The sequence below is a fragment of the Pseudonocardia sp. Cha107L01 genome, from assembly GCF_052566575.1.
Genome location: NZ_CP199579.1, coordinates 1,185,292 through 1,209,576 on the forward strand (window position 1 = coordinate 1,185,292; position 24,285 = coordinate 1,209,576).

Genomic DNA, 24,285 nt, shown 5'->3' on the forward strand with positions numbered 1-24,285 from the left:
CGATGGCAGGCGTGACGATGGCGAAGGCGCTCAACAACGGGTTGCGCGCGGCGATGGAGCGGGACCCGAAGGTCCTGGTGATGGGTGAGGACGTCGGAAAGCTCGGCGGCGTGTTCCGGATCACCGACGGGCTGCAGAAGGACTTCGGCGAGCAGCGCGTGCTGGACACCCCGCTCGCCGAGTCGGGGATCATCGGCACCGCGATCGGCCTGGCCATCCGCGGCTTCCGCCCGGTCTGCGAGATCCAGTTCGACGGCTTCGTGTTCCCCGGGTTCGACCAGATCGTGTCCCAGTTGGCCAAGCTGCACTACCGCTCGCAGGGGCGGGTGCCGGTGCCGGTCGTGGTGCGGATCCCGTTCGGCGGTGGCATCGGCGCCGTGGAGCACCACTCGGAGTCGCCGGAGTCGCTGTTCGCGCACGTCGCCGGCCTCAAGGTGGTCGCCTGCGGCAACCCGGTGGACGCCTACTGGATGATCCAGCAGGCCATCGCCTCGGACGATCCGGTGATCTTCTTCGAGCCGAAGCGGCGGTACTGGGAGAAGGCCGAGATCGACTACGACATCCCGCCGGCCCCGCTGTTCACCTCGAGGGTGCTGCGGACCGGTTCGACGCTGACCCTGGCGACCTACGGGCCGATGGTGCGCACCTGCCTGGACGCCGCCGAGGCCGCGCGCGCCGACGGCCACGAGCTCGAGGTGATCGACCTGCGCACGCTGTCCCCGCTGGACCTGGACCCGGTGTACGACTCGGTGCGGCGCACCGGGCGGCTGGTGGTGGTCGCGGAGGCGCCGTCGGAGGTGTCGGTGGCCGCCGAGGTGGCCGCCAAGGTGCAGCAGGACTGCTTCTACTCACTCGAGGCGCCGGTGCTGCGGGTGACCGGCTTCGACACGCCGTACCCCCCGTCCAAGTGCGAGGACGAGTTCCTGCCCGACCTGGACCGGGTACTGGACGCCGTCGACCGCTCGCTGGCCTGGTGAGTCGGATGCGTCAGGTGTTCAACATGCCGGATGTCGGCGAGGGGCTGACCGAGGCGGAGATCCTGTCCTGGCACGTCGCGGTGGGCGACACGGTGACAGTGAACCAGATCATCGTGGAGATCGAGACGGCCAAGGCGGCGGTGGAGCTGCCCTCGCCGTACGCCGGCACGGTGGCCGCGCTGCTGGTCGAGCCCGGGATCACTGTCGAGGTGGGCTCGCCGATCATCGCGATCAGCGACGGCGCCGACGAGCCAGCCGGCGCACCGGCCCCCGCGGAACCGGTCGCCGCCGCGGTCGAGGCCGCCGCCGAACCGGCCGGCGCGAAGATCGGCGAGCCGGGCGTGGACGGCCGCATCGCCAACCTGGTCGGCTACGGACCGAAACCCGGCTCGGTCACCCGCCGTCCCCGCACCCCGCGAGTCGGGGCTCCCAGCACACCGAGTCGGGACTCTCAGCACACCGAATCGGCCGCCGCGCCCGCCGTTTCGACCCCGCCCGCCGTTTCGACGCCGCCCGCCAATTCGACCCCGCTGGCCATCGAGCCGTCGCCAAAGCTGGTGCCACTGGCCAAACCGCCGGTGCGCAAGCTGGCCAGAGAGCTCGGCATCGACCTGAGCGCGGTCACCGGCAGCGGGCCGAACGGCGTGATAACCCGCGACGACGTCCGCCTCGGCGGCGCACCGGCGGCCAACGGCGCCACCGCGGCACCGGCGCCCGCGTCGGGCGGCACCGGCGGCGAACGGCGGGTGCCGATCAAGGGTGTCCGCAAGGCGACCGCCTCGGCCATGGTGAGCAGCGCGTTCACCGCCCCACACGTCACCGAGTTCCTCGCGGTGGACGTCACGCCGATGATCGAGCTGCGGGACCGGCTGCGGGCGTCGGCGGCGTTCTCCGGCGTCAAGCTGAGCCCGCTGACGTTCGCCGCGAAGGCGGTCTGCCTGGCCGCCCGGCGGACCCCGGAGGTCAACGCGAGCTGGGACGACGCCGCGCAGGAGATCGTCTACTACGACCACGTGCAGCTGGGCATCGCGGCGGCCACCCCGCGCGGGCTCGTGGTGCCGAAGATCCGGGACGCGGACACGCTGTCCCTGCGCGAGCTGGCCGAGGCGCTCGGCGAGCTCACCGTGACCGCGCGGGCCGGCAAGACGTCGCCGGCGGAGATGCTCGGCGGCACGTTCACGATCACCAACGTCGGGGTGTTCGGGGTGGACACCGGTACGCCGATCCTGAACCCCGGCGAGTCGGCGATCCTGGCGCTCGGCGCGGTGAAGCAGGCCCCCTGGGTGGTCGACGGGCAGCTGGCGGTGCGCACGGTCTGCCAGCTCGCGCTGTCGTTCGACCACCGCGTGGTGGACGGCGAACAGGGCTCCCGGTTCCTCGCCGACGTGGGCGCCCTCCTGGCCGACCCCGGCCTGGCCCTGACGTACTAGCGCGGTCCCGGCGGCTCACACAGCTCCCCGGGCTCGACACAGCCGCCCGGGCCGCTGTGTGAGCGCCACTGGAGCTGTGTGAGCCGAGCCGGGGTCAGGTCGTGAGCTGGGTGATCAGGAGAGACAGGCGCTGCTCCGCGTGGGTGGGGCGCAGGCGGTTGGCGGCAGTGAGGGTGGCCAGGCCGTGCAGGGTGCTCCAGAACAGCTCGGTGCGCGACTCCAGGTCGGGCTCGGCCCCGTGTCCGCCGACGGCCTCGCGCAGCACCTCGAACGCGACCCGCAGCGGCTCCGGTGACTCGGCGTCGGCGAACGTCAACGCCGTGTCCATGGTGAACATCGCCGCGTAGACGGCCGGGTGGTCGGCCGCGAAGCGCAGGTAACCATGGGCGACCGCGGCCAGCCGGGCACTCGGGTCGGCCCCGTCGGCGCGCAGGGACGCGGTGAGCTCACCGAACCCCTCGAGCGCGACCGCCGCCACGATCTCGTCCTTGCCGGCGAAGTGGCTGTAGAGCACCGGCTGGCTGTACTCGATGCGCTCGGCGAGGCGGCGGGTGGTGACCGCGTCCCACCCTTCCGTCTCGGCGATCTCCCGGGCGGTGTCCAGGATCAGCCGGTGGCGCTCGGCGCGCTGTCGCTCACGGCGTTGCTGGATGGCCATGGACTGAACACTAGCACTGCTAGACAAAAGAGCGATGCTTCGCTTATCGTTACTAGGACAGCTAGCGGCGCTAGGAAAGAGGTAGGGATGAGCCAGGACAGTACGACCGGTGCCGGTAGGAAGTTCGGCTACGCGGTGGCCGGGGTGATCGGCGTCGGCATCATCGCCATCGGCGCCCGGTTCCTGCTGGACCCGGTGGCCGCGACGGCCGGGTTCGGGGTGCAACCGCCGCCGGTCACCGACCCCTATCTGGACGTGAAGGGAGTCCGGGACATCGGCGCCGGGCTGGTCCTGCTGGCGCTGCTGGCGACAGGGCGGGGAGCGCAGCGGCGGCGTTCGGTGGGCGCCGCGATGCTGGCGGCGTGCGTCATCCCGATCGGTGACGCGGTGATCGTGCTGACCCACGGCGGCCCGGCGGCCGTCGCGTTCGGGGTGCACGGCGCGACGGCCGCGGTCGGGATCGCCGGTGCGGTCGCCCTGCTGCGTGGGGCCCGGCGCCCCGTCCCGGAGTCGGTGCGCCCGAACGAGGTGCGTGTCTGAGCGGGCGTGTGTCCGACGGGGCTACTACTCGGCGGACCAGCGCTTGAGGTGCGGCAGCAGCAGCGCGCTGAGCTGCTCGGGGACCTCGTCCGGGATCCAGTGGCTGACCCCGTGCAGGATCTCGAGCTGGTACGGGCCCTGCACGTAGTCGGCGCACCGGTCGACGCCGTGGCGGTCGATGAAGGCGTCGCCGTCGCTCCACACGAACAGTGTGGGCGTACGCACGGGCTCGCCGGAGCGGCGCGGGTCCACCAGTGGCATGGCCCGGTACCAGTTCAGCGCCGCGGTCATCGCGCCCGGTTCGGCGAACGCGGCCGCGTCCCGGTTGGCGTGCTCGGTGGACTGCCCACCCTGGACCAACACGCGGGCCAGGTACCGGCGCAGCAGCCACTCCGGCAGCCAGGGCAGCTGGAAGAACAACATGTACCAGGACTTGAGCCCCTGGCGGCTGGTCACCATCGCGCGCAGGAACGCGCCGACGTGCGGCACCGACACCGCGGTCACGCTGCGGACCTTGCCGGGCTGCTCGGCGGCGAGCCCCCAGGCCACCCCCGCGCCCCAGTCGTGGCCGACCACGTGCGCCGAGCCGCCGCAGAACTCGTCGATCAGCGCGGCGGCGTCGGCGACCAGTCCGGTGATCCGGTATGCCCGCCGGCCGCGCGGGCGGGCGCCCGGTGAGTAGCCGCGCTGGTCCATCCGGACGGTGCGATAACCGGCGGCGGTGAGCTCGGCGACCACGCCGTCCCAGCTATCGCTGTGCTGTGGCCAGCCGTGCAGCAGGACAACGGGCTCACCGTCCGGCGGGCCGTCTACGGTGACGTCGAACCGGAGTTCGCCCCGGGTGAGTGCCTTGGTGGCTGACATCGACCCAGACTTTCACAGTAACGGCGTTTTGGCACGGCCCTGATGGGCTATTCGGCACGTCACCACCGCCTCGGGAGCATCGGCGCGTGTTCGTGCGTTGAGTAGGTAGAGGGAGGCCGAGATGCGCCTGTTCGGGTTGTACGTGGTGATCGAGCTGGTCGCGCTGGTCGCGGTCGTCTCGTGGTTGGGCTTGGCCTGGACGCTGTTGTTGATGATCGCCGGGGGCGTCCTCGGGATGTGGCTGGTCCGGCGGGAGGGTGCCCGTGCTGCGCTGGCGATGGCTGAGGCGGTGCGTGGCGGTCGGGCGGCACACACCGAGGTGACCGACGGCGCACTGATCCGGCTGGCCGGACTGTTGATCCTGGTACCTGGCGTGGTGAGCGACCTGCTCGGGCTGCTGCTCGTGCTGCCGCCGAGCCGGGCGCTGGCCCGGCGCTGGCTGATGCGCGAGGCGGAGCGGCGGGCACCCGGGCTGCGCACGGTCCGGATCCGCACGGGTGGGCCGGTGATCGATGGCGAGGTGGTGCCCGGCTCGGGCCCGGCAGGCCCCGCTGGTCCGGCTCAGCGGTCCAGCTACCCGGACGGCCCGCCCCGGGTCATCGAAGGCCGGGTCATCGAGGGCTGAGCCCCCGGGCTCCGGCGGCCTGTCGACCCCGCTGTCGAGCGCACTATCCGACGATCTACCGCGGCGACTAGAGAGCGCTAGACGGCGGTAGCGACCCCGGGCCGGCGGGCGGTGCCGAGGGGTCAGAGCCGGGGATCCACCGGCTCCGACTCGCAGGCGAGCACAGCGGCGACCGCCTCGTCCACCCGCCACAGCGGCTCGCCGGCCACGAACCGGTGCAGCGCCTCCAGGCCGAACGCGTACTCGCGCAGCGCCAGCGAACGCCGCCGCCGTCCACCAGCGCCTGCCACCACGCCGTGCCGGCCGCACGGGACGCCGGGTCGGCCAGCGTGACGGTGCACCGGGCGGTGCTGACCAGCGTGCCCGGCGCTGCCGCCACCAGCCGGTCCAGTACGTCCAGCTGCCAGGCCACCGGCCGTTCCGCATACACCTCGCCGGCGCCGGCCAGCACGCAGAACGGGGCCAGCCGCACCGGCTCGCCGAGTCCCGCGTACCGCCGCCACGCCGCGTCGAAGCCCTCGGCGTCGGCCACCCTGGGCTGTGCCGCGGCCAGCTCGTCGCGCACCGGGACGCCCCGGGCGGCGGCGGCCGCGAGCACGGCGGCCACCGCGGCGGTGTCGGCCAGCGCGGCGTCGGTGCGCCGGGCCAGCGCGACGGGGTCGACGTCGACGATCAGGGCGGCGGTCGGCGCGGCCTCGCCCAGCTCCGGGAAGCACACCGTGGCGATGCCGAACGGCAGCTCGGCGCGGTGCACCCGGTCCGGGTGTTTGCCCAGCAGGTAGCCGAGGTCGCCGGCCGGCCGGTGGGTGGTGGTGATCGTCAGCAACACGCCGGCCAGTGTGGCAGCCGGGCCGAGTCGCCGGCCGCCGGTTTTTGCCGGGGTTGTCGAGCACCGTATTGAGCGCCGTATTCGGTGATCTAGCGCAGACCGTAGAAAGCGATAGATGGGCATAGCGAGCCCGGACGGGGCATCATCGCGACTGTGGAGCTCTACGACGCGATGCGCACGACGCCGGCCACCCGGGCGTTCACCGACGAGCCGGTGGACGACGCGGTGCTGTACCGGATGCTGGACAACGCCCGGTTCGCCCCGAACGGCGGCAACCGCCAGGGCTGGCGGGTGGTGATCCTGCGTGACCTGGCCACCCGGGTCCGGATCCGCGAGCTGTACCAACTGGGCTGGCGCGAGTACACCGAGCACGTGCGCCAGGGACTGGTGCCGTTCGCGCCGAGGGACAACGGTCGCTGGACGGGCCCGGCGATCGATCTGGAGGCCGCGCGCAAGATCCCGGCGGATAACGAGTTCGGCGACAACCTGGAGCACATGCCGGTGCTGCTGCTGATCGTCGCCGAGCTGGGCGCGCTGGCCACCGTGGACAACGGGCTGGACCGCCAGAGCATCATCGGCGGCGGTTCGATCTACCCGTTCTGCCACAACCTGCTGCTCGCGGCGCGCAACGAGGGCCTCGGCGGCGTGCTGACCTCGGTGCTGATGCGGGAGGAGCCGGCGGTGCGCGAGCTGCTCGGCATCCCGGACGGCTTCGCGGTGGCCGGCCTGATGGCACTCGGCCACCCGCAAAAGGTGATCACCAAGCTCCGCCGGGACCCGGTCGAGGACTTCACCGTGATCGACCGCTTCGACGGCCCCACGTTCACCGCCTGAGCCCCCGTGAGGGAGCTGCACCGCCCGTTACCGAGCTGCACACCAGGCAGGTTTGCGGCGCTCGCGACCGGCCTGCAGTGCAGCTCGGTAACGGCAGGCGGCCTGGCTACCTCAGCGCGGGGCGCGCCCGGAGCTCCCCGGGGCCTGACCAGCCAGGACGACACGTATCCGGGAAACTAGCCAAATCTAAGATCAAGGCAAGACTGCCGGATACAGTCCGATGGTGGACCCGGTACGCAATCCGTTCGCCCCCGGCGCCGGCCAGCGCCCGCCCGAACTGGCCGGCCGCGACCGGGAGCTGGACGCGTTCGACGTGGTGCTGGAGCGGGTTGCCCGCGGTCGCCCGGAACGCAGCCTAGTGCTCACCGGGCTGCGCGGCGTCGGCAAGACCGTGATGCTCGGTGAGCTGCGCTCGATGGCGCTGCGCCAGGGCTGGGGCGCCGGCAAGGTCGAGGCCCGCCCGGACGCCGACCTTCGTCGCCCGCTGTCCGCCGCGCTGCACCGCGCGGTGCGTGACCTGGCTGTGCGGCACCGCGCCCAGGACCGGGTCGAGCACGTGCTCGGCGTGCTCAAGGCGTTCGCGTTGCGCGCCGCGCCGTCCGACGCGAAGCTGCGGGACCGCTGGCAGCCCGGGATCGATGCGCCGCTGGTCAATGGCCGGGCCGACTCCGGGGACATGGAGATCGATCTGGTCGAGCTGTTCGCCGAGGTCGCCGAGCTGGCCGCCGACGTGGGCTCCGGGGTGGCGGTGCTCATCGACGAGATGCAGGACCTGCGCCCGGACGACGTCTCGGCGCTCTGCGCGGCCTGCCACGAGCTGTCCCAGTCCCGCTCGCCGCTGGTGGTGGTGGGCGCCGGGCTGCCGCACCTGCCGTCCGTGCTGTCCGCGTCCAAGTCCTACTCCGAGCGGCTGTTCCGGTACATGCGGATCGACCGGCTGGAGCGCGAAGAGGCGGACCGGGCGCTGATCCTGCCGGCCAGCCGGGAGGACGCCAAGTTCGAGCAGGACGCGCTGGACGCGCTGTTCGACGCCTCCGGCGGCTACCCGTACTTCATCCAGGCCTACGGCAAGGCAGCCTGGGACGCGGCCCCGACCAGCCCGATCACCAGCGCGGACGTCCTGGTCGCCGCACCGGAGGCGGAGGCGGAGCTGGCGGTGGGCTTCTTCGGCTCGCGCTACGAGCGGGCCACCCCGGGAGAGCGGGAGTACCTGGTCGCGATGGCCGAGCTGGCCGCCGGTAAGGACGAGCCGGTGGGCACCGCGACGGTGGCAGAGCACCTGGCCCGCAAGCCGTCCTCGCTGTCCCCGGCCCGGGACAGCCTGCTGAAAAAGGGGCTGGTGTTCTCCGCCCAGCGGGGTCATATCGCGTTCACCGTGCCGCACTTCGGCCGCTATCTGCTGGCCCAGGACTAGTGCACCTGCGAGGGTTCCACTAGCCCGTAAGGCCCTGCCCTGAGCGTCCGTTCAGCCCCGCACGGCGGCCGGATGCCCGATCTGCTACGCCAAACGGGTGAACCAGGCCTTTTTTCGCAAAGGGTGTAACGCACACCACCATTCGCTCGACAACCGGGTAAGCCCCGCGGCGCTGTCGGACCCCCGACCTGGCAGCCCCGCGGGGTCCCTTCGTTTCGGGGCAGGGTCCGGGCCGATTCCCCAGGCCCGGGGCACGCGGTACCTCGAGCGGGTCGGTCCGTAGCATCGTGCGGGTGTCAGACCCGAAGCTCGAGATCCAGATGCTGCACGACCGTGTGATGGTGCGGATCGCGCAGGGGTCCGGCGAGCGGCGGAGCAGCGCGGGGATCGTCATCCCGGCAACGGCGCAGATGGCCAAGCGGCTGGTCTGGGGTGAGGTGCACGGGGTGGGCAACCACGTGCGCACCGTGAAGGTCGGGAACCGGGTGCTGTTCAGCCCAGAGGATCAGTTCGAGTTCGAGGTCCAGGGCCAGACGTACCTGGTGATGCGCGAGCGCGACCTGCACGCGGTGGCGGCCGAGTCGTCCGACGACGGCAGCGGCCTCTACCTGTAGCGGGCCGGGGTGACCCGAGACCGGCAACGGCATCCGCTCGGCAACGGGTGAAGGGAAGAGGCGACAGTGCCCGACCGGCACAACGAGCCCGACTGGGCGAACCAGCCCACCGAGGTCATGCCCGCGATCGGCCGGCACCGCGTCGATCAGACCGCGGATCAGACCGGGGACAAACCACCGGCCGCTGGCGGCACCCCCGGCGGCCCGGACGGCGCTCCGCAACCGGTCGGCAACCGGTGGGTGTCCCTGGCGAAGCGGCGCTGGATGATCCCGACCGCCGCGCTCGGCGTGCTCCTGCTGGCCTACCTGGTCGACCTGGCCGCCACCCGCGGTGACATGCCGCGCGGTGTGCAGGTCTCCGGCGTGGCACTGGGCGGACTGACCCAGGCCGCCGCCCAACAGACCCTGATCGCCGAGCTGACCCCCGACCTGCGCCGGAACGTAGCTATCCGGGCCGGCCAGATCGGCACCTCGCTCGCGCCGGCCAGCGCCGGGCTGCGGGTGGACTGGGCATCCACCATCGACGCCGCCGCGCACCAGCCGCTCAACCCGTTCACCCGGCTCGCCTCGCTGTTCGGCGGTACCACCGAGCTCGGCGTGGTGACCTCGGCCGACGAGGCCCGCCTCGGCGACGCGCTGGACGGGATCAACACGATGGTCCGCAGGGAGCCGACGGACGGCGGGGTGCGCTTCGACGGCAGCACGCCCACCGCCGTCAAACCAGCTCCCGGCATCGCACTGGACCTGCCGGCGGCCGCCGCCGAGATCAAACGGGACTGGACCACCGGGCTGCCCGTCGACCTGCCGACCACCTCCGTCGAGCCGGCCGGCCACGTCACCGACGCGGCGGTCAGCCGGACCCTGGCCGAGGTCGCGGGGCCGGCGGTGTCCGCCCCGGTCACCGTGATCGGCAACGGGCGGGAGGCCAGCCTGAGCCCGGCCATCATCGCCATCGCGCTGAGCTTCGCGCCGGACGGCGCCGGCGGGCTCAAGCCGGTTGTGGACATCCCGAAGCTGGCCGATGCGGTCCGCCCCGAGCTGGTGACCACCGAGCAGCCCGCCAAGGACGCCTCCGTGAGCCTGATCGGCGCCACACCGGTGGTGACCCCGTCGGTGGACGGCCACGGCATCAACTACGAGGACACCTTCACCGGCCTGGTCGAGGTGCTCAAGCGGCCGGTCAACCGGCAGATCAGCGCCGTCTACGCGCCGCAACCGGCGAAGCTGACCACCGAGCAGGTCAACGCCCTTGGCATCAAGGGCAGCATCAGCACGTTCAGCACCGGCGGGTTCGCCGCCGACTCCGGGCAGAACATCAAGCGGGCCGCCGAGACGATCAACGGGAAGATCCTCAAACCCGGTGAGACGTTCAGCCTGAACACCGCGACCGGCCCGCGCGACGCCCCGCAGGGCTACGTGCCGGCCGGCATCATCGAGGACGGCCACCCGGCGCGGGGCATCGGCGGGGGTGTCTCGCAGCTCGCCACCACGCTGTACAACGCCGCCTACTTCGCCGGCATGACCGACACCGGGCACCAGGAACACAGCTACTACATCAGCCGTTACCCGGCCGCCCGCGAGGCGACGGTGTACGAGGGCGCGATCGACCTGAAGTTCCGCAACGACCTGACCACCGGGGTGCTCATCCAGACCGCCTGGACGCCGGCCGACATCACCGTGACGTTCTGGGGCACCAAGCGCTACGAGGTCACCTCGGCCACCTCGCCGCGCAGCAGCCCGGTCCCGCCGCAGACGCTGAACATGCCGGCCGGGCAGCCGTGCACACCCAGCGCCGGCGGCCAGGGGTTCACCGCGACCGACACCCGCACGATGCGGGACCTGACCACCGGGGAGACCAAGACCAGCACACACACGGTGCACTACAAACCGTCGCCGGCGGTGGTCTGCGCCCCGGCGCCCTCGGCCGACCCCGCGCCCAACTAGGGGCGCCCCGAGCGGTGGCTGCTCCGATCGTGTAGCCAGGCGCCCTTCGACGCAACCGGTGTCACGCCTTAGCGCAACGTCGCACCGGAAACCCTTCAGTTTAGTAGTACCGGTCACCTACCCTTCCAAGAGGGATGTCCACTCGATGCGAAGCGAGGTAGCAGATGAGCCGGATTTCCGACGTGCTGCGCAACAAGGGTGCCGACGTCGTCACCATCCGTCCGGACACTCCGGTGTCCGACCTACTGTCCCTGCTGGTCGGGCGCAATATCGGCGCCGTCGTGGTGACCTCAGAGGACGCCGTGGTCGGCATCGTGAGTGAGCGTGATGTGGTGCACTGCGTCTTCGGCAGAGGCGGGCAGCTCCTGACCACTCCGGTGTCGGACATCATGAGTAGCAACGTGGTCACCTGCGTCCCCGAGGACGAGGTCGACAACCTGATGCGGACCATGACCGAGCGGCGGATCCGACACCTCCCGGTGGTGGTGGACGGCAAGCTGATCGGCATTGTCAGCATCGGCGACATGGTCAAGGCGCGGATCGGCGAGCTCGAGGAGGAGCGCGCCCACCTGCACTCGTATCTGGCCGCGGGCTCCTGAGCAGCTGCGCAGAGAGCGGCCGCCAGCTGTAGCGGCGGCCGCCGGGTCTCACTGCGGCACGGTGGCGATCAGCATGAACTCGGCTGGCCGGTCGCCGGTGTTGCGATAGGCGTGCGCCTTGTCACCGGGCCAGGTGATGGCGGTGCCCACCGGCGCGATGCTGAGCTCACCGTCCGATTCGACGCCGACCTCGCCGGCGATGACCAGCAGCGCCTCCCTGGTGCCGAGCGTGTGCGCCTCGCTGTGCCGCACCTCGCCCGGCTCCAGCCGCCACCACCAGAGCTCCACCTGGTGCGGCGGGTCGGTGGACAGCAGCAGTTTCCCGGTGCCGCCGGACGGTCCGCGCCAGAGCGTGCTGGACTCGTCGACCGAGGCCTGGCGCAGCGTCGGCGCGCGCTCGGTGTCCACCAGTTCGGTCAACGACACCGAGAAGGCGTCGGCGAGGCGGCACAGCGTGGTCAGGCTGGGATTGCCCCGGTCACCCTCCAGCGTCACCAGTACGCCCTTGCTCACCCCGGCGCGCTGGGCGAGCTGGTCCAGGCTCCAGTTGCGGCGCCCGCGCAGCGCCCGCAGGTTCGCCGCCACCGCCCGGCTCACGGCGGAACTCACATCCCGATCGGTCACAGCACCCTCGAACGGTCATTATGATGGTACGTGGAGAGCAACAAAATGTACCATCGCACGGCGTGATCCGTGCGAGATCTTGATGGGGGTTTAGCGGTGCCGATTGTGCTGGCCGGGATGGCCGCAACGGTGTTCGGGGTATCTGACTTCATGGGCGGCACGGCGGCCCGACGAGTGCCCTCGGCCGTCGTCGCGATGCTCGCCCAGTTGGCCGGGCTGCTGGCGTTGGGCTTGATTCTGGTGGTGTTGCCGGCCACGGTGCTGCCCAGCGCGCTGGGCTGGGGTCTGTTGGCCGGGCTGGCCGGCGGCATCGGCGTGCCGCTGCTGTACCGGGGGCTGGCGGTGGGGCCGATGAACGTGGTCGCCCCGCTGACCGCGCTGACCTCGGCGGCCGTGCCGGTGATCACCGGCGCGGTGCTCGGCGAGCGGCCCTCGGTGCTGGCCTGGGTGGGCATCGCGTTGGCGCTGATCGCCGGCGTGGTGGTCGGGATGTCCCTGGACCCGAAGGGCACCGGGGGCTCGAACGGCTCAGCTGGCACGGATGGCTCAGCCGGCACGGATGGCACCGGCGGCGCCCTCGGTGCTGACCGGGGTGCTGACCGGGGTGCTGACCGAGACGCGCGCCGGCGTGCGCTGCGCGGCGTGGCCATCGCGCTGTTCTCCGGGCTGTGCTTCGGCGGGTTCTTCGTGCTGCTCGCCCAGGCCGACCCGGTGGCCGGGCTCTGGCCGGTGGCTACCGCGAAGGTGGCCGGCAGCCTGGTGGCCGGGGTCGCACTGCTCGGTGCGCTGCGTTCCGGCGGGCTCGCGGTCGGCCGGCTCGGTGGTGTCGGGGCCGGCGCGGGCGAGGTCGGTGTCGACCCGGCTTCCGGTGTCGGCGAGTTCGGTATCCAGGCCGGCGGGTCGAACGGCGGCGGCGTGTTGCTGGCCGGTCACGGCTGGCGGCTGGCCGCGCTGGGCGGTGTGCTGGATGCGCTGGCCAACGCGCTGTACCTGTTGGCCGCGCACCACGGGCAGCTCGCCGTGGTCGGCTCTGTGGTGGCGCTGTACCCCGCGTCGACGGTGCTGCTCGCCCGGCTGATGCACGGCGAGCGGATCGGGCGGGTGCAGCGCATTGGCCTGGCACTCGCGGTGCCCGCGTTGGTGCTGGTCAGCGGCGGCTGACCGGGCCGAGAACGAGACAACAGTGGCGGGTGGCCCTCAGGGGCACCCGCCACTGGCGTGTCGTCGAGCGAGTGTCGTCGAGCGAGTGTTGTCGAGCGAGTGTTGTCGAGCGAGTGTTGTCGAGCGAGTGTTGTCGAGCGTGGTGCTTCTAGAACGCCGCCTCGTCCAGCTCCATGAGCGCGTTGTCGGCGTTCTCGACGATCTTGCGCCGCGAGGTGAGCTCGGGCAGCACGGTCGCCGCGAAGAACCGTGCGGCGGCGATCTTGCCCTGGTAGAACGGGGTGTCGCGAGAGGACGCAGTCGAGGCTCCGACGTCGAGCGCCTTCTGGGCCACGTCCGCCTGGCGCAGCAGCAGCCAGCCGATGACCAGGTCGCCCACGCTCATCAGCAGCCGGACGCTGTGCTGGCCGACCTTGTACACCGAGGCCGGGTCCTCCAGCGCGCTGGTGGCGTAGCCGAACAGCGTGCCGAGCATGCCCTGGGTGTCCTCCAGCGCGGTGCGCAGCAGGGCCCGCTCCTCCTTGAGCCGGCCGTTGCCCGACTCGTCGTCCAGGAACTTCTGGATCTCACCGGCCACGTGCGCGAGCGCCACACCCTGGTCCTTGGCGATCTTCCGGAAGAAGAAGTCCAGGGACTGGATCGCGGTGGTGCCCTCGTACAGACTGTCGATCTTGGCGTCCCGGATGTACTGCTCGATCGGGTAGTCCTGCAGGTAGCCGGAGCCGCCCAGGGTCTGCAGCGACTGGGCGAGCTGCTCGTAGGCCCGCTCCGAGCCGACGCCCTTGACGATCGGCAGCAGCAGGTCGTTCACCCGCTCGGCCAGCTTCGTGTCCGTCCCGGTGGCCAGACCGGCCTTGATCTCGTCCTGGAAGGACGCGGTGTAGATGTAGACGGCGCGCAGGCCCTCGGCGTACGCCTTCTGCAGCATCAGGCTGCGGCGGACGTCCGGGTGGTGGGTGATGGTCACCCTCGGGGCGGTCTTGTCCATCATCCTGGGCAGGTCGGCGCCCTGCACCCGGTTCTTGGCGTAGTCCAGCGCGGTCAGGTAGCCGGTGGACAGCGTGCCGATCGCCTTGGTGCCGACCAGCATCCGGGCGTGCTCGATGACCTCGAACATCTGCGCGATTCCGTCGTGCACCTCGCCGAGCAGCCAGCCGACCGCCGGCGTGCCGTGCTGGCCGAAGGTCAGCTCGCAGGTGGACGAGGCCTTGAGGCCCATCTTGTGCTCGACGTTGGTCACGAAGGCGCCATTGCGCTCGCCGGGCTCACCGGTCTGGCCGTCGAAGTGGAACTTGGGCACCAGGAACAGGCTCAGGCCCTTGGTGCCAGGCTTGTTGAGCCCTTCGCCCTGGGGGCGGGCCAGCACCAGGTGCATGATGTTCTCGGTGATGTCCTGGTCGCCCGAGGTAATGAACCGCTTGACGCCCTCGATGTGCCAGCTGCCGTCGGCCTGCTGGAACGCCTTGGTGACGCCGGCGCCGACGTCGGAGCCGGCGTCGGGCTCGGTGAGCACCATGGTGGCCCCCCAGCCGCGATCGATCATCAGCTCGGCCCAGCGCCGCTGCTCCTCGGTGCCGTTGCGGTGCACCACGGCGGCGAAGTTCGGGCCGGCCATGTACATGAAGGCGGCCGGGTTCGCGCCCAGGATCAGCTCGGCGGCGGCCCACTGCACGGTCGGCGGGATGCCGTAGCCGCCGAGCTCGGCGGGCAGCCCGAGGCGGTACCACTCGCCGTCCCAGAGCGCCTTGTACGACTTCTTCAACGAGTCCGGCAGCGTCACGGAGTGCGTGGCCGGGTCGAACACCGGCGGGTTGCGGTCGGCGTCGGCGAACGAGTCGCTGAGCGGCCCGACGGCCAGCTTCGCCAGCTCGTGCAGCACGCCCCGCGCTGTCTCCTCATCCGCTCCGTCCTCGCCGAACGCGCCCGCGTTCAGCCGGTCCTGGACGCGGAAAACCTCGAAGAGGTTGAACTCCTGATCACGCACATTGGTCTTGTAGTGACCCATGGCCCTGGCTCCCTACTCGCTAGTAACTACAGAATATTACCGGCGAGTAACTCAAGCAACCCCTACCTCGTCACACGTTGTCGCCACCACTCCAGGGAGCGACGACCCGACACGGTGATCACACGTTCGAATGATGATCACGAACGGAAGGATCACTGTGCGCGATCGTTTCTAGTGTCGATGAGGCTGTCGGGACCAGGGAGGCGCGATGTACTCATCACGTCCCCCATCACCCCGGCCGGATGGCGTTCCGGCAGATACCCCAAAACTGACCAGGCGCGGGCTGATCACCCTGTTCAGCGGACTCGCGGTGGGTGGCGCGGCGGTCGCCGACGTGCTCTCCGGGGACGGGGTGGACCCGGTGGTCGAGGTCCGGCGGCTGCCCGGCCCGAGGCGACCGCCGATCTACACCTGTGACGCCTGGCGCGCCCGGCCGCCGTCCTCGCCGGTGGTCGTGGTGGACCAGCGGCCGAGCAAGATCCTGATTCACCACACCGCGACCGCCAACCGGAACAACGTCGCCCCGGTCGACCTCGGCGTGCTGACCAGGGCGATCCAGAAGTTCCACATGGACACCGAGGGCTGGATCGACTCCGGGCACCAGTTCCTGGTCAACCGAGGTGGGCTGATCGCCGAGGGTCGGCACCGCAGCCTGGAGACGCTGCTCAAGGGGAAGAGCTTCATCGAGGGCTCGCAGTGCTCCGAGTACAACGACGTGTCCATCGGCATCGAGAACGAAGGCACGTACACCGACGTCGACCCGCCGGCCGGTCAGCTCGCCGCCCTGCGCGCGCTGTGCGCGTTCGCCTGCGTGCAGTACCGGGTCGACCCGGGCCATCTGTACGGCCACCGCGACTACCGCGACACCGCCTGCCCCGGCGACCGGCTCTACGCGATGCTGCCCGCACTGCGCACCCAGGTGGCCCAACTGGTGGGTAAGGGCGCCGATTGGCGGGCGTCCGCGCCGCTGACCTGGCCACTGCTGCGGATCGCCGACCGGAGCGTCGCGGTGTTGGCCGCCCAGCACCTGCTCCGTGCCGCCGAGGTCCCGGGGGTGCCGGCGGACGGGGAGTTCGGCCGGACCACCGCCGACGGGGTCTACGAGTTCCAGCGCCGGCACGGCATGGAGCTCACCGGGATGATCGGCGGCGGGTCCTGGCCGTTGCTCGCGGTACCGGTACGGCCCGGCCAGGGCGGTGAGGCTGAAGCGGCGGTGCAGGTGCTGCTGAACCGGCCCGGGGTCCGACAGGTCCGGTGGCCGACCACGATGACCCAGGCGACCTGGCAGCAGCTGCTCAACACTGCGTGATCGAGCGGTGACCGGCTGGGTGATGACCGCCGGTGCGGGGACGTGCGACCGTGGGAGCGGGCTGGGCGTGCTGGTCGGGCCGATGTCGGGGGGCAGTATCCTCACCGAGCTCGTCACGATGGAGTGATCGGCCGGGCTCCGCCGCGGCGCTCCGTGCGCGGTGAGCTCGACGGAGACCCGCTCTGGGAGCGCCAGTGGAACTCCGGGCCCGGCGGACGTCGAGTGAGCGCCCGTGCCGTTGAGGGGAGACACTTCGTGCGTGCCAGCACCCGGATGCCGGTACGGCCGGGAGGCCCCGCCGGTGAGGCGGCCCTGACCGGCGCACCGACGGCCCGACGGCTCTACCGGGAGATCGCCGCCGCACCGGATGCCCCGCTGCGGCTGGACGTGGTCGGGGTGGCCGGCACCGGCAAGTCCGTGCTGCTGGATGCACTGGCGGAGCTGTACGCAGAGTCCGGTGCCCGGGTGCTGCGGGACGCCACCGCGCTGCCGGGTGACCTCGACCCCGCCACCGTGCTCCTGGTGGACGACGCCCACCTGCTCGCCGGTCCGGTGTTGGACGCACTGACCAGGCTGGCCCAGCCCGGCGCGCACCCCCGGCTCGCGGTGGCGCACCGGCCGTGGCCCCGCCCGCCCGGTCTGGCCGCGCTCGGCGGGACCCTGGCCAGGGCGCAGGCCCCGCTCGTGCTGACCAACCTGGACCGTTCCGGGGTGGCCGGCCGGGCCGCGCTGATGGTCGACGGTCGCCCGCAGGCCGCGCTGGTCGACTTCGTGACCGCCGAGACCGGTGGTCTGCCCTCGCTGGTGGAACGGTTGCTCGGTGCGCTGCGTGACGGCGACCAGCTGGACTCCGCGAGGGCCGGCACCGAGCTGCCCGCCGGCTTCGCCGAGCAGCTGTACTACGACCTGGACCGCCAGCCCGAGGCGGTGCAACGGCTGACCCTGGCGCTCGCGGTCGGCGCGCCGCTGGATGCCGAGGTGTTGTCCCCGCTGCTCGCGGTGTCCGCCCTCGAGGTCGACGAGCTGGCCGAGCAGGCCCGGTCGGCCGGGTTGCTCGCGGAGAGTGGCGCGCTGCGCCCGGTGCTGGCCAAGGCGGTGCTACGGCGCACCCCGGTGGTCCGTCGGCTGGCGCAGCGCCAACAGCTGGCGCAGGTGCAGCTCGACCGCGGTGGCTCGGTGCTCACCGCCGCGCGGAACCTGCTGGACACCGGGGCGTCCGGTGCGCGGATGGCCGCGGTGTTCGAGACCGCGGCCGACGAGGCGCTGAAGGACTCGTCCCCCCTGGCCGGGCGACTGCTGGACGCCGCCATCGCGGCTGGCGCGCCGGCCGGCAAGCTGGCCGCGCGGGGTGCCGAGGCGGCCGCCCGTGCCGGTGACCTGGACCGCGCCCTCGAGCTCGCCGACCAGGTGCTCGCCGATCCGACCGGGGTGACCGACGCGGACCGGGCGCGCGCGGTCACGGTGGCGGCCGCCGCGTTGGCCCAGCGTGGCCTGCTCGCCCGCAGCGCGGAGCTGTACCGCTGGCTCGGCGCCCAGGCGATGGGCGCGGCGGCGGTGGTCGCGGTGCCCGCGCTGATCGGCACCGGGGCGCTGGCGGAGGCGCGCGCGCTGCTCGAACCGGCCGCGGCCCCGGCTCCGGGTGCGCCGCCGGCCGGGCTGATCCGGCCACCGACGCTGCTGGCCGGTGCCGAGTCGCTGATGGCGCGGGGCATCTACGACACCATCGAGGGCTCGCCGACCGCCGCGCTGTCCCAGCTGGCCAGGGCCGCCGCGCTGCTCGAGCCGTCCGGCGCCGGCGTGCTGCTGCCGGACACCCCGGCCGCGTTGGGTGCGCTGGTCGCGGCGCACTGTGGCGAGCTGGACGTGGCCCAGTCGGTGCTGGACCGCGCGGTGGCCGCCGGGCTGGGCGGTCGGTCGGCGGCGTCGCGGCACCGGCTGCTGCAGGCCTGGATCGCCATGTCGCGGGGCACCACGCCGACGGCCCGCGCACTGCTCACCGAGGTCGACGCGACCGGGCGGCTGGAACCCCGCGACGAGCTGGTGGCCTCGGCGCTCGAGGTCGGGCTCGCGCGCCGCGCCGGTGACCTCGCCGCGCTGATGCCGGCCTGGGGACGCGCGCGTGAGGCGATCGTGCGCCACCCGGTCGACCTGTACGTGCTGCAGCCGCTCGGCGAGCTGATCGTGGCCTCGGCCCGGCTGCGCGAACAGGCGTGGGTGCGGCCGCACCTGGAGGAGGCGCACGCGCTGCTCGCCCAGTTGAACTACCCGGTGCTGTGGTCGGCGTCGCTGTACTGGTCGGAACTGCACGCCGCGCTGCAGGCGGAGAACTGGCCGGAGGCGCAGCGCCAGGCCGAGGCACTGGAGTCGGCCGCCGCCCAACCGACCGGCGGCGGCCGCTACGCCGGCGCGATGGCGGTGGCCGCGCGCAGCTGGCTGGCCGTGCTGCACGGGCAGGTGGACCAGGCGACGGTGGAGTCCGCGGCGCGCGGCCTGCACGCCGTCGGGCTGTCCTGGGACGGCGGCAAACTCGCCGGCCAGGGTGCCATCCGTACCACCGACCGCAAGGCGATGGTGGCCCTGCTGGCCTGTGCTCGCGGGTTGCAGAACAGCGGCCAGCACGTGGACGCCGGCCCGACCCCCGCCGCGCCGACCCCGGGCGAGCAGTCCGTGGGCGACCCGGTCGCCGATGGCCGGCCCGCGAACGGCCGCCCGGACGCCGGCCGCTACGGCACGAACTCCGGTGCGGCCGCCGGCCCCGGTACATTCCCGGCCCCGGTTGCGCCGAGCCCTCCGGTCCCGCCGCGAGGTGCTGGCCCCGGTGCGGGGGGTGGCCGTATCGGGGGTGGCGGCGCTGGTTCCGGCGCCGGCGGTGCCGGTTACGGCGGCGGGGGCGGCGGCGGTGCTGGCTACGGCAGCGCGGCCGAGCCGACCGGCGCGCTCAGTGACCGGGAGGTCGAGGTCGCCGCGCTGGTACTCGAGGGCCTGACCTATAAGCAGATCGGCGAGCGGCTGTTCATCTCCGCCAAGACCGTCGAGCACCACGTCGCCCGGATGCGCCAGCGCCTGGGCTCGAACAGCCGCGCCGAATTGATGGCCCACCTACGCATGATCGTCAACCGCCCCTGACCCCCGCGCGGGCAAGGCGAACGACCCCCCGCGAGTCGAACGACCCCCCGCGAGTCGGGAGTCTCAGCACACCGAGTCGCGGATCTCAGCACACCGAGTCGCGGATGTGCTGACAGTCCCGACACAGTGTGCTGAAATCCCCGACTCGCGGGGAGGTACGGGGCGACGTGACCTGGTGACCGGCGACGGCGGCGGTCAGCGTGGGAGGGCGGCGAGGATGCCTTCGCAGCTGCGCATCACGACGCGGGCGGCGTCGGCCAGCGCCCGGGAGGACAGCGGGTTCTCCGCCCGGCGGCGCCACCGGCTGAGCGCGTCCAGTGCCGCGGCGCGCGCTTCCCGGGGGTCCGCCATCGGGTCGAGGCCGAGCCGGGCCGGGGTGGCGCCGCCGTCGCCGCCGAGCAGCCGCTCCGCCTCGACGCGAGCCTCCTCGGGCACCTTGACGGCGCCGGAGCGCAGCGCGGTGAGCAGCCGGAGCTCGGCGAACTCGTGCGCCCCGGACATGATCCGCTCCAGCTCCACGGCCAGTGGCTGCGAGCTGGGCTTCGGCTCACGGCGCAGCACCAGGTCGAGGGCCAGCAGCGCGGACCGGGCCTTGAGCAGGTCGCGGCGCTCGGTGAACTGGATGTTGAGCACCTCGCGCAGGTCGTCCAGCCCGGAGCGGCGGACCAGCTCGGTGGACAGCTTCGTCGGGTCGGCCATGCCCTGGCGGATCATGGTGACGCTCAGCCGGACGCCGAACAGCCCGAACCGCTCCAGCAGCGCGCCGCGCGTCTCGGTGCTCAGATTCGCCGTGGTCTCCGACTTCACGAACCGGTCGGCCGAGAGCAGCAGCGCGTCCATGTCGTCACGGGGCAGCGTGGAGAGCTCGGTCAGCGCGGCGAACTCGGCCTGGCGCAGGGTGCGGCCGGTCTGGGCGAGCAGCCCGGCCACCGCGACGACGGTCTGGCACAGGTCGCGCAGCTTGTCGTCGGAGCGGTAGCGGCTGGCGATCCGCTTGGCGGACATCAGCGCGTCGAGCCGGCCGACCCCGATCTCGTCGGCGCGCGACAGCACCGCGATGGTGTTCACCGCCGTCGCCTTCGCCACGCCCTGGTCGTGGAACGACTCCAGGAACCGCACGTCACCGGAGTGCAGGTGGCGCATCAGGTACACCACGGCGTCGGCGGCGGTGGGCTCGTCCTCCGGGGCGAGGAACTGGTGGCTGCGCGCCGAGACGTCGGTGGACAGCGAGTCGATGCCCGGGGTGTCGATCAGCGTGGTGCCGCGCAGGCTCTGGGACGGCCAGTCGACGACCAGCCGGTCCACCCGTTCGGTCGGGGTGCCGGCCAGGTCGAAGGCCAGCGCGCCGTCGTTGCGGTGGATGCTCAGCTGCCGCGGTGAACCCCCGCCCTTGGTGTACATCAACACCTTGGGGCTGGGGGCGTCCTGGTACCAGGTGACCACCCGGGTGCACTCGCCCGCGTCGGTGGGCGCGATCTCCTCGCCGACCAGCGCGTTGAGCAGCGTCGACTTGCCGGCCTTCACCTTGCCGGCGATGGCCACCCGCAGTGGCTCGTCGAACCGGGTCAGGTGCATGCGCAGCCAGCCGGCGGCCTGCGGGCTGTCCCCGTAGGTCTCGATCGCGCGACCCAGCAGGTTGCGCACCGAGCCACCCAGGTGCATCGAGGCCGGCCCGTACGCTCCGGTCATCGGCCGGCCCCGAGCGCGGCCCCGCCGGAGGAGAACGCGGCCTGCGAGCCGACCGGGTCCAGTGCTTTGGCCCGCTGCGCCATGTTGTCGATCCGTTCCAGCTCGGCCCGCAGGTCACGGATCCGGGTGGCCCGGCCGCCCTCGACGGTCTGCACCGCCTTCTGCGCGGACATCACCGCGTCGGCCAGCGACGTGGACATCTCCTCGGCGACGGATGAGAAGTGGTCGCGCAGGGTGCGTTGCAGCTGGCGCAGCATGTCCCGCACGTCGCGGCCGACCTGGAAGGTGGTGTCGTCGATGTGCCGGCGCATCGCCTGCTTGGCGTCGGCCTGCCGCCGCTGCTTGTTGCGTTTCAGCTCGTCGTGCAGGGTCTTGCCGCCGAAGAGCAGCCCGGCACCGGCGGACAGCGGGTTGAGCATCGAGATCCCGGCCAGCCCCATGGCCATGCCGCCCATCACGAAGCCGCTGTAACCACCACGCACCCCGGTGAACAGCTTGGAGCCGATACCGACGACCTCCAGGTCCGGTTTCTCCAGGTGGGCCAGCTCGGACTGGAAGTCCTGCTGGCCGTAGTTCAGCTCCGGCAGCTGCCCCGACCCGTTCTCGCTGAAGTGCTCGGCGACCTGGGTGGCCAGGTACTGGGTGCGCTGGATGGTCCAGACGAAGTTCTGCGTGACCGACTGGGAGACCTGCTGCTCGAACCAGGTGGTGAACTGGTCCCAGGTGTCCTTGGGGTCGCTCTGGTCGATGACGTGCTCGGCCTCCCGGCTCACCGAGCGCAGCCGGTCCCGCAGGTCGTACTCGATGTCCGAGGTCAGGTCCTGCACGCCGTCGTTCAGGGTCTGCTGCCAACGTGCCGAGCGCTGCCGCAGGTCGTCGGCCTTCTGCTTGGCCTCCTTGAGCTGCTCGATCAGCCCGGCTGCCTTCTCCGGGTCCTCCTGGGCGATCAGCTCGGACTGCATGCTGGCGGCCAGCTGCTGGCTCACCGCGAGCACGTCCTGGCTGACCGAGCGGCGGTCCAGGTCGTCGGCGTGGCCGACCACGTCCCGCTGCAGGTAGTGGATCAGCTCGACGTAGCCGGACTCCTCCATCAGCGCGGTGTCCTCGGTGCGCAGCGCGTGCAGCCGCAGCGTGGAGGACACCGGGAAGACCCGGGGGCTCTCGCCGACCACCCGCAGGTGGCCCTGGTCCAGCTCGACGATGCGCCGCCAGTGCGGGTACAGGTCGGTCTTGGTGATCACGCAGGCCACGTTGGGGCACAGCTGCCGGGCGGCCGCGAGGAACTCCAGCTCCGGCGCGGTGTACTCCTGCGCCGCGTCGGACACCAGCAGCACCGCGTCGGCCCTGGGCAGCGCACCCATGGTGGCCGCGCCGTGGCTGGAGCCGAGGCCGCCGACGCCGGGGGTGTCCACCAGCACCAGGCCGCTCTCCAGTAGCCGGCGGGGCAGGCCCACCTCGGCGTAGGTCAACTGGTGGCGGTTGCCCGGGTTGCCGGCCTCCGAGACGTACTGCGCGAGCTGCTCGATCGGCACCTCGGTGCGCTGCGCCGGAAGCGGCTCACCGCTGTCGGACTGGCTCTCCCGCACCAGGGTGACCCCGGCCGCCTCGGCGTACTTGACCACGGTCGGGACGGCTGTCGCAATGTCGTCGTCGACCGGGCACACCGGGGCGTTCACCAGCGCGTTCACCAGCTGGCTCTTGCCCTGCTTGAACTCGCCGACGATCAGCACCCGGACGTTCGGGTCGGCCAGCCGGCTCCGGGTCGCCTGTAGCCGTTTGCCGAGATCGGGCCGGCCGTAGGCGCTGGTTGCCTTGAGCGCGAGGTCAACCAGCGCGACCGCATCAGGTAGCGCCACGCCGCTCCCCCTCCTCGTTCGAAGCCCTGCTCGTCACCAGCTCGCCGGTGACCATGTCGGTCACCCGCCGCCGGCCGGCGCCATCACGCCAAAGGGCCGGCTCCACGACCCGTGAGGGTGTGGAGCCGGCCGCTCCAGGTCTGCCGCCCAGGCTAGCGCGTGACCGGTGGATCTTGTGGGTCAGCGGGTGTCGCCTCACCGGCACGTGTTCATTGCCTCACGCGTGGTGCACGTCCAGGTCGTGACTGTCGTCGAAGCTCGCGCTGTTGTGCGAGTTGATGTCGTCGTGGCTGTCGCTGCGCGAGTCGTCCTCGTAGTTGCTGTGCGTGCTGTCGTCGTGCTGGCTCTGGTCGGCGTTCTGGCTCGCGTCGCCGTGGCTGCCGGCGGCGTTGACCGAGGTGTCACCGGAGCCGGAGTTGTGCACCGACGTGCTGGTGTCGTTGTCCTCGTTGTGGCCGTAGGCGTTGCCGCCGATGGACACCGAGCCGCCGTCGCCGACGTTGGTGTGGCCGAGGTCGGCGGTGGTCGCGTCGCCGGAGCCGAAGGCGGTGGTGTTGCCGTCGCCGGTCACCGCGTGGTTGCCGTCGCCGACCACGTTGCCGTTGCCGGTGGTGAGGGTGCTGTCGCGGATGTCGCCGCCGGCGGCCACGGCACCGTCACCGGAGGCCACCACCGGGTCGTTGTCGATGACCTGGTCGAAGTCGCCACCGTGGGTGTCGATGTCCTGGTGCACCGAGTTGTCGATGTTGGTGTTGTGCTCTTCGATGGTGGTGTAGTTGTTGGTGATGTAGTTGTTCAGGTAGTGCCCCGCGTCGTTGTGGCCGTGGTAGTCGTGCGGCGGCGGGTAGTGCACCCCGTGGTTGTTGTGCGAGTGGTCGCTGTCCGAGATCAGGCTCAGCGCGTCGTGCACGTCGGCGCTGGACACGTCGTGGAAGCCGCACTCGTTGAGGTAGCCGTCGGGGTCGGCCTGGAAGGCGGCCCGCGCGTCGGGGTCGCGCAGCAGGGAGAGCAGCCAGTCCAGCAGCGAGGTCGTGGTAGCCATCGGTGTGATCTCCTGAGTTCTCGTACGTCTCTGAGGTGTCGGACGTGGGTGTCGGACGTGGGTGTCGGACGTGGTGATGTGTCGCTGTGCCGCCGGTCGGGTGCTCCGGCGATGAGGCAAAAGCTATGGCCTTGGGTGCCCTGCG

General features: G+C 71.9%; 20 protein-coding genes and 1 pseudogene. 12 read left to right on the forward strand and 9 right to left on the reverse strand.

All coding sequences use genetic code 11. From position 1 onward, the window contains the following. Positions 1–2: 2 nt before the first annotated feature. Together ACTXG6_RS05630 and ACTXG6_RS05635 are read left to right on the forward strand one after the other, a co-directional pair. Positions 3–977 carry an alpha-ketoacid dehydrogenase subunit beta gene (locus ACTXG6_RS05630; RefSeq protein ID WP_445186696.1) on the forward strand — a complete coding sequence of 325 codons (975 nt, stop codon included), beginning with the start codon at positions 3–5 and terminating at the stop codon, positions 975–977. 5 nt (positions 978–982) lie between these two features. After that, complete coding sequence (locus ACTXG6_RS05635; protein ID WP_445186697.1) at positions 983–2,407, forward strand: dihydrolipoamide acetyltransferase family protein; 1,425 nt, start codon at positions 983–985, stop codon at positions 2,405–2,407. A 94-nt stretch (positions 2,408–2,501) separates the two neighbouring features. Here ACTXG6_RS05635 and ACTXG6_RS05640 read toward each other — a convergent pair whose 3' ends face one another. Next, complete coding sequence (locus tag ACTXG6_RS05640; RefSeq protein WP_445186698.1) at positions 2,502–3,065, reverse strand: TetR/AcrR family transcriptional regulator; 564 nt, start codon at positions 3,063–3,065, stop codon at positions 2,502–2,504. 87 nt (positions 3,066–3,152) lie between these two features. Here ACTXG6_RS05640 and ACTXG6_RS05645 point away from each other — a divergent pair, with 87 nt between their 5' ends. Then, complete coding sequence (locus ACTXG6_RS05645; protein WP_445186699.1) at positions 3,153–3,605, forward strand: DUF4267 domain-containing protein; 453 nt, start codon at positions 3,153–3,155, stop codon at positions 3,603–3,605. A gap of 24 nt (positions 3,606–3,629) precedes the next feature. Here ACTXG6_RS05645 and ACTXG6_RS05650 read toward each other — a convergent pair whose 3' ends face one another. After that, positions 3,630–4,469 (reverse strand): alpha/beta fold hydrolase, encoded by an 840-nt coding sequence (locus ACTXG6_RS05650; protein WP_445186700.1) that lies wholly within the window; start codon positions 4,467–4,469, stop codon positions 3,630–3,632. Between the two features lie 121 nt (positions 4,470–4,590). Here ACTXG6_RS05650 and ACTXG6_RS05655 point away from each other — a divergent pair, with 121 nt between their 5' ends. Then, complete coding sequence (locus tag ACTXG6_RS05655) at positions 4,591–5,094, forward strand: FxsA family protein (protein WP_445186701.1); 504 nt, start codon at positions 4,591–4,593, stop codon at positions 5,092–5,094. Positions 5,095–5,216: 122 nt separating this feature from the next. Here the strand turns inward: ACTXG6_RS05655 and ACTXG6_RS05660 are convergent, their stop codons facing one another. Then, complete coding sequence (locus ACTXG6_RS05660) at positions 5,217–5,435, reverse strand: hypothetical protein (protein ID WP_445189925.1); 219 nt, start codon at positions 5,433–5,435, stop codon at positions 5,217–5,219. Further along, positions 5,369–6,046 (reverse strand): annotated as a pseudogene (locus ACTXG6_RS05665) (hypothetical protein); the annotation flags it as partial. The pseudogene ACTXG6_RS05665 and the gene ACTXG6_RS05660, both read right to left, overlap by 67 nt. Positions 6,047–6,076: 30 nt before the next feature. Here ACTXG6_RS05665 and ACTXG6_RS05670 point away from each other — a divergent pair. The 5 genes from ACTXG6_RS05670 (at position 6,077) to ACTXG6_RS05690 (ending at position 11,328) form a co-directional block, all read left to right on the forward strand. After that, positions 6,077–6,757 (forward strand): nitroreductase family protein, encoded by a 681-nt coding sequence (locus ACTXG6_RS05670; protein WP_445186702.1) that lies wholly within the window; start codon positions 6,077–6,079, stop codon positions 6,755–6,757. Positions 6,758–6,980: 223 nt separating this feature from the next. After that, a complete protein-coding gene (locus ACTXG6_RS05675) occupies positions 6,981–8,171 on the forward strand; it encodes an AAA family ATPase (protein WP_445189926.1) in 1,191 nt (396 codons plus the stop codon). Between the two features lie 293 nt (positions 8,172–8,464). Continuing rightward, positions 8,465–8,785 carry a GroES family chaperonin gene (locus tag ACTXG6_RS05680; protein ID WP_445186703.1) on the forward strand — a complete coding sequence of 107 codons (321 nt, stop codon included), beginning with the start codon at positions 8,465–8,467 and terminating at the stop codon, positions 8,783–8,785. A gap of 66 nt (positions 8,786–8,851) precedes the next feature. Continuing rightward, a complete protein-coding gene (locus tag ACTXG6_RS05685) occupies positions 8,852–10,729 on the forward strand; it encodes a VanW family protein (protein ID WP_445186704.1) in 1,878 nt (625 codons plus the stop codon). Positions 10,730–10,893: 164 nt separating this feature from the next. Continuing rightward, positions 10,894–11,328, forward strand: coding sequence for a CBS domain-containing protein (locus tag ACTXG6_RS05690; protein WP_445186705.1), 435 nt, complete (start codon positions 10,894–10,896; stop codon positions 11,326–11,328). 48 nt (positions 11,329–11,376) lie between these two features. On the opposite strand, the gene ACTXG6_RS05695 is transcribed toward ACTXG6_RS05690, so the two are convergent. Continuing rightward, on the reverse strand, positions 11,377–11,937 hold the full coding sequence (locus tag ACTXG6_RS05695) for a helix-turn-helix domain-containing protein (protein ID WP_445186706.1): 561 nt from the start codon (positions 11,935–11,937) through the stop codon (positions 11,377–11,379). Between the two features lie 111 nt (positions 11,938–12,048). Between ACTXG6_RS05695 and ACTXG6_RS05700 the strand changes: the two genes are divergently transcribed. Next, positions 12,049–13,113 carry an EamA family transporter gene (locus tag ACTXG6_RS05700; RefSeq protein ID WP_445186707.1) on the forward strand — a complete coding sequence of 355 codons (1,065 nt, stop codon included), beginning with the start codon at positions 12,049–12,051 and terminating at the stop codon, positions 13,111–13,113. A gap of 148 nt (positions 13,114–13,261) precedes the next feature. Here the strand turns inward: ACTXG6_RS05700 and ACTXG6_RS05705 are convergent, their stop codons facing one another. Further along, positions 13,262–15,118, reverse strand: coding sequence for an acyl-CoA dehydrogenase (locus tag ACTXG6_RS05705; protein WP_445186708.1), 1,857 nt, complete (start codon positions 15,116–15,118; stop codon positions 13,262–13,264). A gap of 208 nt (positions 15,119–15,326) precedes the next feature. Here ACTXG6_RS05705 and ACTXG6_RS05710 point away from each other — a divergent pair, with 208 nt between their 5' ends. Further along, positions 15,327–16,427: a peptidoglycan recognition protein family protein gene (locus ACTXG6_RS05710; RefSeq protein ID WP_445186709.1), complete on the forward strand. Its 1,101-nt coding sequence runs from the start codon at positions 15,327–15,329 to the stop codon at positions 16,425–16,427. A gap of 255 nt (positions 16,428–16,682) precedes the next feature. Further along, positions 16,683–19,553 carry a LuxR C-terminal-related transcriptional regulator gene (locus ACTXG6_RS05715; protein WP_445186710.1) on the forward strand — a complete coding sequence of 957 codons (2,871 nt, stop codon included), beginning with the start codon at positions 16,683–16,685 and terminating at the stop codon, positions 19,551–19,553. 195 nt (positions 19,554–19,748) lie between these two features. Here the strand turns inward: ACTXG6_RS05715 and ACTXG6_RS05720 are convergent, their stop codons facing one another. The 3 genes from ACTXG6_RS05720 to ACTXG6_RS05730 form a co-directional block, all read right to left on the reverse strand. Then, positions 19,749–21,242: a dynamin family protein gene (locus ACTXG6_RS05720; RefSeq protein ID WP_445186711.1), complete on the reverse strand. Its 1,494-nt coding sequence runs from the start codon at positions 21,240–21,242 to the stop codon at positions 19,749–19,751. Beyond that, positions 21,239–23,098 carry a dynamin family protein gene (locus ACTXG6_RS05725; protein WP_445186712.1) on the reverse strand — a complete coding sequence of 620 codons (1,860 nt, stop codon included), beginning with the start codon at positions 23,096–23,098 and terminating at the stop codon, positions 21,239–21,241. Before ACTXG6_RS05725 ends, ACTXG6_RS05720 begins: the two co-directional genes overlap by 4 nt. Before the next feature lie 217 nt (positions 23,099–23,315). Then, the gene (locus tag ACTXG6_RS05730; protein ID WP_445186713.1) at positions 23,316–24,140 is read right to left on the reverse strand and encodes an IniB N-terminal domain-containing protein; all 825 of its coding nucleotides are present in this window, start codon (positions 24,138–24,140) and stop codon (positions 23,316–23,318) included. Positions 24,141–24,285: the final 145 nt, after the last annotated feature.